Raw genomic sequence first — 16,458 nt, forward strand, 5'->3', positions numbered from 1 at the left:
GCCCGGGTCGAGAAAACGCCGTCCCCGAACGGCCCGCTGGGCTAGAGGAGTGACGGCACGTGAGCCGCCGACGCCTCCTTCGCCGCTCTCTGCAGCGCACTGGCGAGCAGCGCCAGATCCGTCGGGCCGTTGCCCAGTTCGCGCACCGGGCGGCGGGCCGGCGGGTCGCCCATCCGGTGCCACTCCAGCGCGACCACCGTCGGGCGCAGCGTCGCCGTGCGCGGGATACGGCCCGTCACCCGCCCCGCCTGCAGCGCCGTGATCCGCCCCTGCGCACCGGTCAGCCGGCCGCGGCCGGGGGAGGGCGCGTCGGGTCCGTCGCCCGGCGCGTCCAGCACGATCCGCAGTGCCGCCCGCCGCGCCGGCTCCGACTCGGCCGTACGGCCCCCGGGATGAGCCGCCGCCACCAGGTGCACGCCGAGCCGCTCACCGTCGCGGGCCACCGCCTCCAGGGCCCGCATCACCGAACCGGCGCTGGGCCGGCCCGGCGCGCCCAACGGCGGCGAGACCAGGGCGTCCAGGTCGTCGACGACCACCACCAGACGGGGCAGCGGCGGCGCGGCCTCCGCCTGCCGGCGCGCGGCGGCCGAGGGCCGCAGCCGCAGCGTCGAGCTGGGCGGGGCGTCGAGGTCGGCGGCGCCGGAGACGGCCCCGGGAGCCGCGGGGGAGGGGCGGGTGCCGGGCGCCGAACGGGCGCCGGGGGCGGGCCGCTGGGCGACCAGACGGCCGGAGACCTCGCGGTGGCGGTGCCACTCGGCGAAGTCCGCACGGCCCAGCAGCTCCGCGCGCCGCTTCAGCTCCGCGCTCAGCGACTGCGCGAACTCCCGCATGCGCACCGGGTCGTTGGCGGTCAGATGCGTGGTGACGTGCGGCACGTCCGTGCACACGTGCAGGCCGTCACCGCCCGCGCCGCCCGCCCGGTCCCGGCCGTCCATCAGCACGATGCCGAGCCGGTCGGGCCGCTCCGCCGCGGCCAGCGAGGCGACCACGGCCCGCAGCAGCTCGGTGCGGCCGCTGCCGGGCGGGCCCTCGACGAACAGGTGCGGGCCCTCGGCGACCAGGTCGACGGTGACCGGGCCGCGCGGTCCGGCGCCCAGCACCGCCCACGCCCGCCCGCCGAGCGCCTCGGTGTCGTCGGCCGCGTCCGCCCACCGCGCCATCAGCGAGTTCGGTGTGGCCCGGGCGAGACCCAGCTCGTCCAGCAGCCGGGCCGACGAGGGCAGCGGCGCCGACACACGCGCGTGCTTCTCCCCGGTGCCGTCCGGGCGCAGCGGCGCCAGCGCCCGCGCGAACCGCTCCGCCCAGGCAGCGGACACCGCGTCCACCACCGCGAGCGTGCCGTGCCCGACCGGCGCCGGATGCGGTGCGGGCGCCACCCGCAGCAGCCGCAGCGCGCTCGCCACATCGCCGCTGAGCAGGGCGACGGCACCGCACTGACGGAACGTCGGCGCGACCGCGCAGGCCGCCTCGTACGTCTCCGACACCGGCGAGGCGGGGGACGCGGGGGCCGTCTCCGCGAGGCACACCACGTGGATGCCGGCGCGCGGGCCCTCCAGCGCGAGCCGCGCCACGGCCTCCCGCAGCCCGGCCCCGCCCGGGTCGCCGTCCACGACGACCACGGTGTAGGGGCCGGGGAAGGCCGGCGCTCCGGAGGGATCGTCGTCGGGACGGGCCCAGGACGGGCGGCGCGAGGCGGTGGGGGAGCCGCCCGGGGCGGGGGAGCCGGGGGCGGCGGGGTGCGTGGGCGGGGTCTCCGCCGAGGCGGTGGGCGAGGTGGGGGCGAAGGGGGCCGCCGACGTGGCAGCGGCAGTCGTCGTTGCCGGCGGCGGGCCGGCCGGGGAGCCCACGGGGCCCGGTGCGGTGCGGGCGGCGGACCGTGGGGCGAAGGTGGCCGGCGTGCCCGCAGGCGCAGGGGCGCCCGGTGCGGCGGCAGGCGTCTCCCAACCCGGCAGGGCGGACTCCGCCACCGCAGTGGCGTGGGGCTGGGCCCGGCGCCGGTCGGCGTGGTGATCCGCCAGGCGGCGCAGCAGTTCGTCGGTGCGGGCGGCGGCCTGTTCGCGGTCGTAGGCGAGCAGCAGGCGGCAGTCCTGGCCGTGCCCGGGCCGCACGTGGGGCAGCCAGCCGAGCCAGGCCCACTCGGCGGTGCGCTCCTCCAGCGGGCGGGAGCGGTCGACGCTGATCAGCACGATCTCCAGCAGGTCCGGCGAGTGCAGCGCGGCCAGCTGGGCGACCACCGCGCGGGCCAGCCCGGCCAGCCGGGGACGCGGCCCCGCCAGCCCCAGCGCCCCGGCCTCCCGCAGCCCGGCCGTCACCGGTACGGCGGGCAGCAGCCCGGAGCCGTCGGGGGTGGCCCGGTCGGCCGTGCCCAGGCGGACGGTGAGCGCCTCGGGGTGACCCGGTCCGCGCTCCCACAGCCGGGGCCCGGGGCCGAGCGCGGTGAGCAGCAGGGCCGCCGGGTCGGGCCAGGTCTCGGGGCGCGCGGAGGCAGCGTCGGCCGTGGCGGGCGGCACGGTGGCGGCCGGCTCGCCCACATGAACGTCGTAGGGCTCCTCGTCGCTCGCCGGGGCCTCCGGTGTGCCGCGGCCGCCGGCCAGCCGCCGCGCCCAGGCGCCGAGCCCACCGCGCCGCCGGCCGCCGCCCCTGCGGCCTCCCGCGTCGGGGTGCCCGGCCGCCTCGCCCTGCGCGTACGCGCCGAGCGGGAGGCCCGCGCCGTGCGTGTCGAGGGCGCGGCGGTGATCCGGGGCGGAGGAGTCCGCGGAGGGCCGGCCGGCCGCCGCACCGGGAAGGCCGCCGGGAGCCTCGCCGGGCGCGTGCGGGCCGGGGAGAGGCGCGGTGCCGCTCCCGTGCGGGCCGGGGACGGGTGCGGCGCCGCCCGGGTGCGCGCCGGACGACGGGTCCGTGGCGCCGTACGCGTGCGGGCCCGGGCCGCCGGCGGGGCCCGGCGTGCCGTACGCGTGCGGGGCGGGCGCGGTGCCGTGGCTCTCCGCGCGAGGTGCGCCGCCCTGGCCCGGCACCACCGCGGGTGCCGTACCGGTCAGGCCCTCGTGCGGCCCTGCTGTGGGCGCCGTCGTGGCGGAGAGGCTCTCGTGGCGCACGCGTACGTGCCCCTCACCGTCGGGGGCGGTCGGCACGCGCGTGCCGGGACCGCCGGGCGGGGCGAGGCGCAGGGCGGACTCGCCGATCCGCAGCAGCGAGCCCGGGGCGAAGCGCACCGGGCGGTCGCTGACGCGGCCGCCGTCCAGGGTGGTGCCGTTGGTGGAGCCGAGGTCGGCGACCGTGACCCGCCCGTCGGCGGACAGGGTCACCGCGCAGTGCAGCCGGGAGACGTCGGGGTCGTCGAGCGGAACGTCGGCGTCGGCGGAGCGGCCCACTCGCACCTCGCCGCCGTGCAGCAGGTGGACGCCGCCCGCGTCGGGGCCCGCCACGACCTGGAGCTGGGCCGGGGCGTCGTCGAGCTCGGGGTGGGGTTCGGGGTCGGCGGGGGCGCCCAGGGAGAGCACGGCGCCGTCGGTGAGCGGGGGCTCGCCCAGCGTCGCGCGCTGGGCGTCGAGCCGCTCCGCGCCGGCGTACACCACCACCGGACCGTCACCGGCCTGGACCGCCTGGGCGAGGCCCGACGCCACCGCGGCCAGCGCCGTGCCCGCGGGCGCCGTGACCAGCACGTCGCAGCTCGCGGCGCGTCCGCGCGCCCCGGAGGGCGGGGCCAGCGGATCTACGACGGTCAGCCGGATCTGCATCGGCGTCAGCGGTCCCTTCTGCGCGGGCGCGGACTCCCCCCACCCCACACGAGCACGACGGCCAGTTGCTTGCAGCATCCTCGCACCTGCCACTGACAACACGCCCGCACGTCCACGACAAGTGATCTTGATTGGTCGGCTCTGCCCGCAAAAGTGCCTGACCAGTGTGGTGCGGGTGACCGCTTGAGATCGGTCACGTTTGCTTCCGGCAACCTGTGAGACCGCCTCGTGCGTCTTTCGTACGCAAGACGTACGGATCTCCGACAACGGCGGGGCCGGGCACCACGGCACTACAGTGGGTCGGAACGTAGGCAAGGCAAGCAGCAGGGAGCGCGTGACGTGCGGCCAGTCGGCAGCAAGTACCTGCTCGAGGAGCCGCTCGGACGCGGCGCCACGGGCACCGTCTGGCGAGCCCGCCAGCGGGAGACCGCGGGTGCCGAGGCCGCCGTGCCCGGCCAGCCCGGCGAGACCGTCGCCATTAAGGTCCTCAAGGAGGAGCTGGCGAACGACGCCGACGTGGTCATGCGGTTCCTGCGGGAGCGGTCCGTCCTGCTCCGGCTGACCCACCCGAACATCGTCCGGGTGCGCGACCTGGTCGTCGAGGGCGATCTCCTCGCCCTCGTGATGGACCTCGTCGAGGGCCCCGACCTGCACCGCTACCTGCGCGAGAACGGCCCCTTCACGCCCGTCGCCGCCGCCCTGCTCACCGCGCAGATCGCCGACGCGCTCGCCGCCAGCCACGCCGACGGCGTCGTCCACCGGGACCTGAAACCGGCCAACGTGCTGCTGAAGCAGACCGGCGGCGAGATGCACCCGATGCTGACCGACTTCGGCATCGCCCGGTTGGCCGATTCGCCCGGCCTCACCCGGACCCACGAGTTCGTCGGCACGCCCGCGTACGTCGCTCCCGAGTCCGCGGAGGGCCGCCCCCAGACCTCCGCCGTCGACATCTACGGCGCCGGCATCCTGCTGTACGAGCTGGTCACCGGCCGTCCGCCGTTCTCCGGCGGCAGCGCGCTGGAGGTCCTGCACCAGCACCTGAGCGCCGAGCCGCGCCGCCCCTCCACCGTGCCCGACCCGCTGTGGACGGTCATCGAGCGCTGCCTGCGCAAGAACCCCGCCGAGCGGCCCGGTGCCGAGAACCTCGCGCGCGCCCTGCGGGTCGTCGCCGAGGGCGTCGGCGTGCACGCGAGCTCCGCGCAGATCGCCGCCGCCGAGGGCGTCGGCGCCCTGCTCGCGCCCGACCCGTCCCCCACCGCCGTCCCCGGGGCGCCGGGCGCCGCCGACCCCACCCAGGTGCTGCCGCACGGCGCCGGGGCGTACGACCCGAACGCCGCGACCAGCGTCCTGCCGCACACCGGCGGCCCGGCCGGCGCCGCCGACCCCACCGCCGTCCTGCCCAGCACCGGCCCGAACGCCGACCCGACGGCCGTCCTGCCGCCGGTCCCGCAGCACCAGCCCGGGCAGCAGGGGCCGTACGGCCAGGGACAGCCGGGGCAGCAGGGGCAGCAGGGACCCGAGCAGCCGCACCCCTGGCAGACCCAGCTGCGCGCCGCGCGCGACCGCAACGAGCAGACGCAGATCCAGTACCTCGACCCGAACGACGACCCGCTGCGCCGCCGCCCCCAGCGGCAGGTCGCCCGGCCCCAGCAGCAGCCGCCGCGCCCGCAGCCGCAGCGCGCCCCGCAGGGCCGGCAGCCGCGTTACCAGCAGGGATACGGCCACCAGCCGCAGCAGCCCCAGCAGTACGCCCCGCCCGCGCCGCCCCAGCCGCAGCGGCCCGCGCCCGAGCCGCGGGCGCCGCGGCAGCGCAGCGCCAACCCGATGAAGATCCCCGGCCTGGGGTGCCTGAAGGGCTGTCTGTTCACGATCGTCGTCCTGTTCGTCGCGGGGTGGCTGATCTGGGAGTTCACGCCGCTGCAGGACTGGATCGGGACCGGCAAGAGCTACTGGGCGCAGCTGAAGGACTGGTTCGACACGGTCACCGGGTGGATCGGCGACCTGGGTGGTTCGTCGGGCGGTTCCTCCGGCGGCAGCGGCACCTGAGTCTGGGGATTTGTCGACAACGAGCGGGTGATTTCCGTCTCCGCGGTGAACGCCGGCTGCTCGGACGCGTAGTTTTAGCGACAACACGCGTCTGTAGGAGCAGTCTTGGCACGGAAGATCGGCAGCCGGTACACCGCCCACCAGATCCTCGGCCGGGGCAGCGCCGGCACGGTGTGGCTGGGCGAGGGCCCCGACGGGCCCGTCGCCATCAAGCTGCTGCGTGAGGACCTCGCGTCCGACGAGGAGCTCGTGGGCCGCTTCGTGCAGGAGCGCACGGCGCTGCTCGGCCTGGAGCACCCCAACGTCGTCTCCGTGCGCGACCTCGTCGTCGACGGCAACGACCTCGCGCTGGTCATGGACCTCGTACGCGGCACCGACCTGCGGACGCGGCTGGAGCGGGAGCGGCGTCTCGCGCCCGCCGCCGCGGTGTCCGTCGTCGCGGACGTCGCCGAGGGGCTGGCCGCGGCGCACGCGGCCGGGGTGGTGCACCGGGACGTCAAACCGGAGAACGTCCTGCTCGACATGCAGGGCCCGCTCGGCGCCGGCGGCTCGCACCGGGCGCTGCTGACCGACTTCGGCATCGCCAAGCTGATCGACACCCCGAAGCGCACCCGCGCCACGAAGATCATCGGTACGCCGGACTACCTCGCCCCCGAGATCGTCGAGGGCCTGCCGCCGCGCGCCTCCGTCGACATCTACGCCCTCGCGACGGTCCTGTACGAGCTGCTGGCCGGCTTCACGCCGTTCGGCGGGGGACACCCGGGCGCGGTGCTGCGGCGCCACGTCACCGAGACCGTGGTGCCGCTGCCCGGCATCCCCGAGGAGCTGTGGCAGCTGATCGTCCAGTGCCTGGCCAAGGCCCCGGCGTCCCGGTTGCGCGCCTCCGAGCTCGCGGTACGGCTGCGCGAGCAGCTGCCGACGCTGGCCGGGCTGCCGCCGCTGGACGTGGACGAGCCGGACGTGGACGCGGAGGCGGAGGAGGCCGCCGCGGGGGACGTGGAGGGCGGCCGGGGCGCCGAGGACACCGCGGTGCGGGCCCGCCGCGGGGCCGTGCCCCTGGTGCGCGGCGCCAAGCCGGACTCCAACCGGGACACGCACACGTCGATGAGGGTGCCCGCGCCGGACGAGCTGGCCGGCGGCGCCCGCGGCACGGCCCGCGCCCCGCGCGCGGCGGGAGCCCCACGGCCCGGCTCGGCCCGCAACCGCGCCGCGACGGCACGCCGCCGCCGGGTCACGCTGGGCGTGGCAGGCGTGGTCCTCGCGGCAGCGATCGGGGCCGGCACGTGGGCGGCGCTCTCCGACGACGACGGCGGGTCGTCGCCGGACACGAAGAACTCGGCGCCGGTCACGCCGTGACGTGTGTCGTGACGTGCGTCGTGACGTGCGTCGTGACGTGCGTCGCGTCGGGGGTGTGGGGTGCGGTGGGGTTGCGGCGCGCCGTGGGGTGAGCCCCCGCCACGGGGCTCCGCCCCGGACCCCGGTGGGTGTTTGCCCGCCCACCCACCCGTTGCTGTTGGGCAGCAGGCGCCGCCGCGGGGCTGCGCCCCGGACCCCGGGCCTCGGGGCCCCGGCCCCGGCCTCGGGCCTTGGGCCCCGGCCCCGGCCTCGGGCCCCGGCGCCGGCCTCGGGCCTTGGGCCCCGGCCTCGGGCCCCGGCGCCGGCCTCGGGCCTTGGGCCCCGGCCCCGGCCTCGGGCCCCGGCCTCGGGCCCCGGCCTCGGGCCCCGGCCTCGGGCCCCGGCCTCGGGCCCCGGCCTCGGGCCCCGGCCTCGGGCCCCGGCCCCGGCCTCGGGCCCCGGCCCCGGCCCCGGCCCCGGCCCCGGCCCCGGGCCTCGACTCCCGGCCCCGGCCTCGGGCCTCAACTCCGGGCCCCGGGCCACGGGCCCCGACTCCGGGCCCCGGGCCCTCGGCCCCGGACGTGCCCGGGGCGCGGTCCCGGCGGGAACCGGGCCGTAGCCCCGCACCGTGCCTCCTGCGTCACGGGGTGGGTGACGCCCCGGGGTCCGGGGCGGAGCCCCGGTGGGTGGCTCTTGCGCAACCGAGTCGGGTGGGTGGGTGGGGAAACACCCCCCGGGCACGGAACCCGGCGGCGCCCCGCGCGAGCGGGCCCGCGGCAGGCGCCCGGCGTTGGTCGGGCGGCGGAGCCGTTACGCTGGAGGCGTGGCAGTCGTCGATGTATCCGAAGAGCTGAAGTCCCTCTCCTCGACCATGGAGTCGATCGAGGCCGTTCTGGACCTCGACAAGCTGAGGGCAGACATCGCCGTGCTCGAGGAGCAGGCGGCCGCGCCGTCCCTGTGGGACAACCCGGACGAGGCGCAGAAGATCACCAGCAAGCTCTCCCACCTCCAGGCCGAGGTGCGGAAGGCGGAGGCCCTGCGCTCGCGGATCGACGATCTCGCCGTGCTGTTCGAGATGGCCGAGGAGGAGAACGACCCGGACACCCGTGCCGAGGCCGAGTCCGAGCTCGCCGCCGTCAAGAAGGCGCTGGACGAGATGGAGGTCCGCACGCTGCTCAGCGGCGAGTACGACTCCCGTGAGGCGCTGGTCAACATCCGCGCCGAGGCGGGCGGCGTCGACGCCGCCGACTTCGCCGAGAAGCTGCAGCGCATGTATCTGCGGTGGGCGGAGCAGAAGGGCTACAAGACCGAGCTCATCGAGACGTCGTACGCCGAAGAGGCCGGCATCAAGTCGACCACCTTCGCCGTGCACTCCCCCTACGCCTACGGCACCCTCTCCGTCGAGCAGGGCACCCACCGCCTCGTGCGCATCTCGCCCTTCGACAACCAGGGCCGCCGCCAGACGTCCTTCGCGGGCGTCGAGGTGCTCCCCGTCGTCGAGCAGTCCGACCACGTCGACATCGACGAGTCCGAGCTGCGCATCGACGTCTACCGGTCCTCCGGCCCCGGCGGCCAGGGCGTGAACACGACCGACTCCGCGGTCCGCATCACCCACCTGCCCACCGGCATCGTCGTCTCCTGCCAGAACGAGCGCTCGCAGATCCAGAACAAGGCCACGGCGATGAACGTCCTCCAGGCCAAGCTGCTGGAGCGGCGCCGGCAGGAGGAGCAGGCCAAGATGGACGCCCTCAAGGGCGACGGCGGCAACTCCTGGGGCAACCAGATGCGTTCGTACGTCCTGCACCCGTACCAGATGGTCAAGGACCTGCGCACCGAGCACGAGGTCGGCAACCCGGAGGCCGTCTTCAACGGCGAGATCGACGGCTTCCTGGAGGCCGGGATTCGCTGGCGCAAGCAGCAAGAGAAGTAGGTTTGTCGACAAACCCAACCGCCCCTGATACAGGGGCGGTTGTTGTTTGTCCGGGTTTTACAGCACGCTCACAGCCCCTGATCCCGAGCAAAGATCACCTTATCCGGACAAGGCGTCCACATCGGCCTTGACGTTGCTTTGAAAAATGGGAAGGGTTGGGCGCGGCATGCGTATTTCTGGGGCGCATGTGAACCGGGGGACTTGAGCGAATTCGCTGCCTCCGTCGATCACCGTCCCGAGCGCCGCCTCACAGACGATTTCAGCTACTGGGGGTAGCAACTACATGACCAAGAAGACGCGGATCCGGGTCGCCCGCATAGCTGCCGGCGCCGTGATCGCCGCAGGCGCCTCGCTGACCGCCGCGGGCGCCGCCTCGGCCCTCGACGCGGACGTGCAGCTGGGCCCGGTTTCCCTCGGGGCACATGTCGAGGGGGACCCCGTCCCGCCGTGCGACATCGTCGTCGACCCGACGAGCTGCCCCCCCACGGGTGGCAACGAGAACGGCGGCAACGAGAACGGCGGTACCGGCAACAACGGCGGTACTGGCGAGAACGGTGGCACCGGCGAGAACGGTGGCACCGGCGAGAACGGTGGCACGGGCAACAACGGCGGTACCGGTGAGAACGGCGGTACTGGCGAGAACGGCGGCACCGGTCAGAACGGTGGCACGGGCAACAACGGCGGTACTGGCGAGAACGGCGGTACCGGCAACAACGGTGGCACCGGCCAGAACGGTGGCACGGGCAACAACGGTGGCACCGGCGAGAACGGCGGTACCGGCAACAACGGCGGTACCGGCCAGAACGGTGGCACCGGCAACAACGGCGGCACCGGCGACGGCGGCTCCCAGAACGGCGGCGCCGGCAACAACGGCGGCAACGGCAACGGCGGCACCGGCACCAACGGTGGCAACGGCAACGGCGGCTCCGGCAACGGCGGTGTCACCGGTGGTTCCTCCACCGGCGGCGACCAGACCGACCCCAACGGTGGCAGCTCCCCCCAGGAGGGTGGTTCCTCCGCGCTGACCGACACCGGTGAGAGCTCCGCCACCGGCTCCGCGCCGTCCGCCCAGGGCAAGGACGGCCAGCTCGCCGAGACCGGTGCCGGTCAGACCGCGTTCCTGGTCATCGGCGCCGCCACGATGATCGCCGGCGGTATCGGCTTCCGCATCCTGCCGCGCCTGGCCGCCGGTCGCGGCGCGGCCGCTGCCTGACGGTAGCGGCGGGCCCACGGGCCGTACGCACGGCACAGCACGACGAAGGGCCCGGAGCATCCCGCTCCGGGCCCCTTCGGCGTCTGTGCGTCCGCCGTGGCGGCGCGTGCGCTCGGTGACCGTCCGTTACGCGGTCTGGTGCGCCAGCAGCGCCACCGCCGCGATCAGCACCGCCAGCAGCGCGATCAGCGCCATGGGGTTGAGCCCACCGAGGAAGTTCTGCTGCTGGAGCCGCTCGCGGTTCGCACGGCACACGGGGCACCGGCCCTCGCTCACGGGCGCCGCGCAGTTCGCGCACACCAACCGGTCGTACGTCATGCGCTCGCCCTCCTTGAACCGGTTTCTGTCCTCTACAACGCATACGGAAACGCGAACGTTCCCCTACCACTGTGCCAGGTTCCCGCGCGGCGTGCGCCGGGACGCCGGGAGGCCGACCGTGCGCACGGTGCCGTCAAAGTTCCGTACAAAAACGCACAAGCCTCGCTCAACCGCAACCGGTGACTGCGCTCCTCCACCCGGTTCGCGTATGGTCACGCTCATCTACCCCCGGCGACCCGTGGTGCATCCGTGATCCGATTCGACAACGTGTCCAAGGTCTACCCCAAGCAGACCCGCCCCGCCCTCAGGGATGTCTCCCTGGAGGTCGAGAAGGGCGAGTTCGTCTTCCTCGTGGGGTCCTCCGGCTCCGGAAAGTCCACCTTCCTGCGGCTGATCCTCCGCGAGGAGCGGTGCAGCCACGGACAGGTGCACGTCCTCGGCAAGGACCTCGCGCGGCTCTCCAACTGGAAGGTGCCGCAGATGCGCCGCCAGCTGGGGACCGTCTTCCAGGACTTCCGCCTGCTGCCGAACAAGACGGTCGCCGAGAACGTCGCCTTCGCGCAGGAGGTCATCGGCAAGTCCCGGGGCGAGATCCGCAAGTCCGTGCCCCAGGTGCTGGAACTGGTCGGCCTCGGCGGCAAGGAGGACCGGATGCCGGGCGAGCTGTCCGGCGGTGAGCAGCAGCGCGTGGCCATCGCGCGCGCGTTCGTCAACCGGCCCAAGCTGCTGATCGCCGACGAGCCCACCGGCAACCTCGACCCGCAGACCTCCGTCGGCATCATGAAGCTGCTCGACCGGATCAACCGGACCGGCACGACCGTCGTGATGGCGACGCACGACCAGAACATCGTGGACCAGATGCGCAAGCGCGTCATCGAGCTGGAGAAGGGCCGCCTCGTCCGCGACCAGGCCCGCGGCGTCTACGGCTACCAGCACTGACCGTACGCGTACACGACCGCGTCCAAGCCACGGAAAGGCACAACCAGCCGCCATGCGCGCCCAGTTCGTCCTGTCGGAGATCGGTGTGGGTCTCCGCCGCAACCTGACCATGACCCTGGCGGTCATCGTCTCCGTCGCCCTCTCGCTGGCGCTGTTCGGCGCCTCGCTCCTGATGAGCGACCAGGTGAGCCAGATGAAGGGCTACTGGTACGACAAGGTCAACGTCTCGATCTTCCTCTGCAACAAGAGCGACGCCGAGTCCGACCCCAACTGCGCCAAGGGCGCGGTGACCGAGGACCAGAAGAAGCAGATTCTCGGCGACCTGAAGAAGATGCCGGTCGTCGACAAGGTCGTGTACGAGTCGCAGGACGAGGCCTACAAGCACTACAAGGAGCAGTTCGGCAACTCCCCGCTGGCCAGCTCGCTGACGCCGGACCAGATGCAGGAGTCGTACCGGATCAAGCTGAAGGACCCGGAGAAGTACCAGGTCATCGCGACCGCGTTCAACGGGCGGGACGGCGTGCAGTCGGTGCAGGACCAGAAGGGCATCCTGGACAACCTGTTCACGCTGCTCGGCTATCTGAACCTGGGCGCGCGCGGCGTGATGCTGGTGATGCTGTCGGTGGCGCTGCTGCTGATCGTCAACACCGTGCGCGTGTCGGCGTTCAGCCGCCGGCGGGAGACCGGGATCATGCGGCTGGTCGGCGCGTCCGGCCTGTACATCCAGGCGCCGTTCATCATGGAGGCGGCGGTCGCCGGCGTGATCGGCGGCACGGTGGCCTGCACGTTCCTGGTGCTCGGTCAGTACTTCGTCATCGACCACGGTGTGGCGCTGTCGCAGAAGCTGCCGCTCATCAACTTCGTCGGCTGGGACGCCGTGTTGACCAAGCTGCCGCTGATCCTCGCGGCGAGCTTCCTGATGCCCGCGTTGGCGGCGTTCTTCGCGCTGCGCAAGTACCTGAAGGTGTGACGCACGCCAAGAGGGCCGCGGGGGCAAGAGCCCCTGCGGCCCTTCGTCGTTGTCCTAGACTCACCGCCATGTCAGGTCGTGACCTGTTCTGTCAGCCCCGCCGCATCGGCCGCGGGGCCACCCTGACATTGGTGTTCGCGAGCGTGCTCGTCGCGGGTGCGGCCACCGGCTCGCTGCCCGGCACGGACCGCCGCAGCACCGGGGACACCGTCCGCACCGCCGCCGCCCCGAGCACGCGTCACGAGGACGTCGCGCGGGCCGCCGCGCAGGCGATGGCCGACGGCAAGTCCCCGACGGAGGCCGCCGAACGGGCCGTCAGCCGCAGCGGGGACCGCTGGGGCGCCGTCTACTCGCAGGGTGAGTACGAGGAGTTCCAGGAGGCCCTCGACGGCCGCTACACCGGCGTCGGCCTGTGGGCGCGGCGCGAGCGGGACGGCCGGATCGAGGTGACGAAGGTCAGCGGGGGCTCGCCCGCCGCCGAGGCCGGCATCCGCGCCGGCGACCGGCTGCGCAGCGTCGACGGGCACGCGGTCGACGGCCGCCCGGTCACCGAGGTCGTCTCCCTGCTGCGCGGCGACGCCACCGACTCCGGTGCCGGTACGACGGTGACGCTCGGCCTGGAGCGCGGCACGCGCGCGTGGACGCTCACGCTGCGCCGGGCGAGGCTGTCGACGGACTCGGTGACCGTGCGCACGCTGCCCGGCGGCGTCACCGTCATCAGGATCGCGTCGTTCACCAAGGGCGTCGGCGACAAGGTCCGCGCGGCGGTACGGCGGGCCCCGGCCGGCGCCGGGGTCGTGCTGGACCTGCGGGGCAACTCCGGCGGCCTGGTCACCGAGGCCGTGGACACCGCGTCCGTCTTCCTCGACGGCGGGCTCGTCGGCACCTACGACGTGGACGGCGACGAGCGCGTCCTGCACGCGGCGCCCGGCGGCGACACCACCAGGCCCCTGGTCGCGCTGGTCGACGGCGGCACCATGAGCGCGGCCGAACTGCTCACCGGCGCGCTGAAGGACCGCGGGCGGGCGGTCGTCGTCGGAACGCGCACCTTCGGCAAGGGCTCGGTGCAGATGCCGAGCCGGCTGCCCGACGGCTCGGTCGCCGAACTGACCGTCGGCCACTACCGCACGCCCTCGGGCCGCGGTGTCGACGGCGCCGGCATCACCCCGGACCTGGAGGCCGACGAGCAGGCCCTGAAGCGGGCGGAGACGGTGCTCGGCGGGCTCGGCGACACGACGTAGCTCCCCGCGCGGGCGCGACGCTCCCGGACCGCGGGTTAATCCACTTCCTCCGCACCCCGGGTGTGGTGCGAAAATGGGCGGCACTATGGCTAAGGAAAAAGGGCGCAAGCTGATCGCGCAGAACAAGAAGGCGCGGCACGACTACCTCATCCTCGACACCTATGAGGCCGGTCTGGTCCTGACCGGGACCGAGGTGAAGTCACTGCGCCAGGGACGGGCGTCGCTGGTCGACGGCTTCGTGCAGCTCGACGGGAACGAGGCGTGGCTGCACAACGTGCACGTCCCGGAGTACAGCCAGGGCACCTGGACCAACCACAGCGCCCGCCGCAAGCGCAAGCTGCTGCTGCACCGCGAGGAGATCGACAAGCTGGAGGCGAAGTCGCAGGAGACGGGTCACACGATCGTGCCCCTCGCCCTGTACTTCAAGGACGGCCGGGCCAAGATCGAGATCGCGCTGGCCAAGGGCAAGAAGGAGTACGACAAGCGGCAGGCGCTGCGCGAGAAGCAGGACCGCCGCGAGACCGAGCGCGCGATCTCGGCGGTCCGGCGCAAGCAGCGGGCGTAGCGGGAGCGTCCGGCCGGGAACATCCCGGGCCGGCGGCGCGTTGAACGGGGTACGACGGCGGGGTGACCGCCGGGAATACGCTGGCATCGGCGGGCGTTGATCCCGTACGATGGCGGTAGCACCGGACGTATGACGGCCGGTGTGCACCTTGAGAAATCAACATGGGGATGATCGGTTTCGACAGCGGCTGTCGAAGCAGGGGAAGCGTGTCGAGGAAGCGGCCATGATCTCGTAAACCACAGGCCGAAAAAAATAATCGCCAATTCCAAGCGCGATCTCTCCCAGGGCGAGCTCGCCCTCGCTGCCTGATCCAGGTAGCGAGTTGCGGCTCCCCTACTCATAGGGAGTGTCAGCCCGGGGATGTTCCCGCCCCGGATCCTGGCATCAGCTAGGGAACTAAACCTTGATCCCGGTCACGGGGTGAAGAGGGAAACCACACAGTGACTGGGCCCGTCGGAGACTTGTCCGCGTGATCTCCGGGGCCGAGAAAAGCACAGCGGACTGCACACGGAGAAGCCCTGGTTCTGCACCGTTGGACGCGGGTTCGATTCCCGCCATCTCCACGAGATCCCTTCGGGGATCACCCCATGTGGGCGAAGGCCCCGTCGCTTCCGAGCGGCGGGGCCTTTTCCTTTGCGCGCGCCTGCCTCTGCGCCTGCACGGAAGGAACCGAGAACGTTGACCGACTACACCCTGCGCCCGATCGGCCACGTCGCCTCCCCCCTCACCGACCGCTCGGCGGCCCCCCGCCAGCCCGACGAGGGCGCACCCGACGCCTGGCTGGTCCTCGACGAGGACTACCTGCCCGCCCTGGACGGCCTGACCCCCGGCACCGACGTACTGCTGCTGACCTGGCTGGACCGCGCCGACCGCACCACCCTCACCGTGCGCCCCCGCGGCGACGCCGGCCGCCCCCTCACCGGTGTCTTCGCCACCCGGGCCCCCGACCGCCCGAACCCGATCGGCCTCCACACGGTCCACCTCCTCACCGTCACGGGCCCCCGCCTCCACGTACGCAACCTGGAAGCGATCGACGGCACCCCCATCCTGGACATCAAGCCCCTCCTGACCCCGAACCGCTGAAACCGCCGGGGCGGTCGCCGGTGCTTGTGACAGGGCTGTGACCGGAGTGGTGGCTTCCGTCACTGTGGGGGGTGGGGTGGGCTGATGGGGTGGGCGGATGCCTCGACCTCGTCTTGTTCTGCCTGTTGCCGCCGTTCTCGGGGCGGTGCTTTCCGCCTGTGGGACGCAGGCCGGAGGTGGGGCGGGGGCGGCTGGGCGTTCCTGTGCCTCTGCCTCGCCGGCCGGCGGGGACGTTGTGGAGGGGGTGCGGATCCTCTCGGTGCCCGGGGCCGGGGGCGGTTGTGGGGCTGACCGGGGTGTGATCTACGAGGTCGTCAACGCCGGGCGGTCGGAGATGACGTACACCGTGACCATCGGTTTTCTGGCCGCCTCCGGTGGGGCCGTGGACAACGTCACGCAGACCGTGGAGCGGGTGGCGCCGGGCGCGACCGTCCGCCGTACGGTGCGGCGGGCGGAGGCCGTCGGGCCCGAGGTGACCGGGGCGAAGATCGTCAAGGTGCGCAGCGTCCCGTCCGGCGAGGCGGCCGCCGAGGGCGGCCCGTGCCCGCCGTCGGGGGTGCGGGTCTGGGCCGACCAGGGCGACGCGGCGATGGGCCTGCGGGTCGTCGGCCTGCACCTGGAGAACTGCGGCACCGGCGTCCACCGCCTCGACGGCTACCCGCTGCTCCAGCTCCTCGACGAGCACCACTCCCCGGTGTCCGGCGTCCGCGTCCTGCACGGCGGCGCCGGCATCGCCTCCGGCACCGGCGCCGACGCCACCCCGGCCCCGCTCGCCCTGCAGCCCGGCGAGCGGGCGGTGTCCGTGCTGACCTGGCGCAACACCACCCAGTTCGGCGACGCGGTCAACGCCCCGTACGTGCGGGTGCGCGCGAAGGAGGGCGCCCGCCCGGTGATGGTGATCCCCGAACTCGACCTCGGCACGACGGGCAAGCTCGGCGTCGGCGCGTGGACCCGGGACCGGAACCGCTAGGGAGTTTTCGCCCCCACCCCCTAGGCAGTGTCTTTCCGATCATCCGATCGTTGGGCTGGTCGTGAGGGATGGGGAGATAACTGACGCCGCCTGGTCGGTGATCGAGCCGTT

Annotated in this window: 12 protein-coding genes and 1 other RNA gene; 11 read left to right on the forward strand and 2 right to left on the reverse strand. The window is 73.9% G+C overall.

Annotated features, from left to right (window positions below):
- Window positions 1–41: 41 nt before the first annotated feature.
- The gene (locus ACF1AL_RS38165; RefSeq protein ID WP_391828747.1) at window positions 42–3,737 is read right to left on the reverse strand and encodes an FHA domain-containing protein; all 3,696 of its coding nucleotides are present in this window, start codon (window positions 3,735–3,737) and stop codon (window positions 42–44) included.
- Window positions 3,738–4,076: 339 nt separating this feature from the next.
- Here ACF1AL_RS38165 and ACF1AL_RS38170 point away from each other — a divergent pair, with 339 nt between their 5' ends.
- From ACF1AL_RS38170 to ACF1AL_RS38185, 4 genes are all read left to right on the forward strand, one after another.
- Complete coding sequence (locus ACF1AL_RS38170; protein ID WP_391694249.1) at window positions 4,077–5,783, forward strand: serine/threonine-protein kinase; 1,707 nt, start codon at window positions 4,077–4,079, stop codon at window positions 5,781–5,783.
- Between the two features lie 105 nt (window positions 5,784–5,888).
- The gene (locus ACF1AL_RS38175) at window positions 5,889–7,139 is read left to right on the forward strand and encodes a serine/threonine-protein kinase (RefSeq protein WP_391828739.1); all 1,251 of its coding nucleotides are present in this window, start codon (window positions 5,889–5,891) and stop codon (window positions 7,137–7,139) included.
- An 802-nt stretch (window positions 7,140–7,941) separates the two neighbouring features.
- Window positions 7,942–9,048, forward strand: coding sequence for a peptide chain release factor 2 (prfB, locus tag ACF1AL_RS38180; RefSeq protein WP_391659970.1), 1,107 nt, complete (start codon window positions 7,942–7,944; stop codon window positions 9,046–9,048).
- A gap of 283 nt (window positions 9,049–9,331) precedes the next feature.
- Entirely contained in the window at window positions 9,332–10,261 is a 930-nt protein-coding gene (locus ACF1AL_RS38185) for a hypothetical protein (protein ID WP_391828741.1), read from the forward strand.
- A gap of 126 nt (window positions 10,262–10,387) precedes the next feature.
- On the opposite strand, the gene ACF1AL_RS38190 is transcribed toward ACF1AL_RS38185, so the two are convergent.
- Window positions 10,388–10,579: a hypothetical protein gene (locus ACF1AL_RS38190; RefSeq protein WP_366841556.1), complete on the reverse strand. Its 192-nt coding sequence runs from the start codon at window positions 10,577–10,579 to the stop codon at window positions 10,388–10,390.
- A 249-nt stretch (window positions 10,580–10,828) separates the two neighbouring features.
- On the opposite strand from ACF1AL_RS38190, the gene ftsE reads away from it, so the two are divergent.
- From ftsE to ACF1AL_RS38225, 7 genes are all read left to right on the forward strand, one after another.
- Window positions 10,829–11,518 (forward strand): cell division ATP-binding protein FtsE, encoded by a 690-nt coding sequence (ftsE, locus tag ACF1AL_RS38195; protein ID WP_361622374.1) that lies wholly within the window; start codon window positions 10,829–10,831, stop codon window positions 11,516–11,518.
- A gap of 52 nt (window positions 11,519–11,570) precedes the next feature.
- On the forward strand, window positions 11,571–12,488 hold the full coding sequence (gene ftsX / locus ACF1AL_RS38200) for a permease-like cell division protein FtsX (RefSeq protein ID WP_366841555.1): 918 nt from the start codon (window positions 11,571–11,573) through the stop codon (window positions 12,486–12,488).
- Between the two features lie 68 nt (window positions 12,489–12,556).
- A complete protein-coding gene (locus ACF1AL_RS38205) occupies window positions 12,557–13,729 on the forward strand; it encodes a S41 family peptidase (RefSeq protein WP_391694255.1) in 1,173 nt (390 codons plus the stop codon).
- A gap of 85 nt (window positions 13,730–13,814) precedes the next feature.
- Window positions 13,815–14,294 (forward strand): SsrA-binding protein SmpB, encoded by a 480-nt coding sequence (smpB, locus tag ACF1AL_RS38210; protein WP_366841552.1) that lies wholly within the window; start codon window positions 13,815–13,817, stop codon window positions 14,292–14,294.
- A 163-nt stretch (window positions 14,295–14,457) separates the two neighbouring features.
- Window positions 14,458–14,860: a transfer-messenger RNA gene (ssrA, locus tag ACF1AL_RS38215) on the forward strand.
- Window positions 14,861–14,972: 112 nt separating this feature from the next.
- A complete protein-coding gene (gene tsaA / locus ACF1AL_RS38220; RefSeq protein WP_391828743.1) occupies window positions 14,973–15,377 on the forward strand; it encodes a tRNA (N6-threonylcarbamoyladenosine(37)-N6)-methyltransferase TrmO in 405 nt (134 codons plus the stop codon).
- 298 nt (window positions 15,378–15,675) lie between these two features.
- On the forward strand, window positions 15,676–16,347 hold the full coding sequence (locus ACF1AL_RS38225; protein WP_366841549.1) for a DUF4232 domain-containing protein: 672 nt from the start codon (window positions 15,676–15,678) through the stop codon (window positions 16,345–16,347).
- Window positions 16,348–16,458 lie beyond the last annotated feature (111 nt).

This window comes from Streptomyces sp. NPDC014801 (assembly GCF_043082085.1).
Classification (GTDB): Bacteria; Actinomycetota; Actinomycetes; order Streptomycetales; family Streptomycetaceae; genus Streptomyces.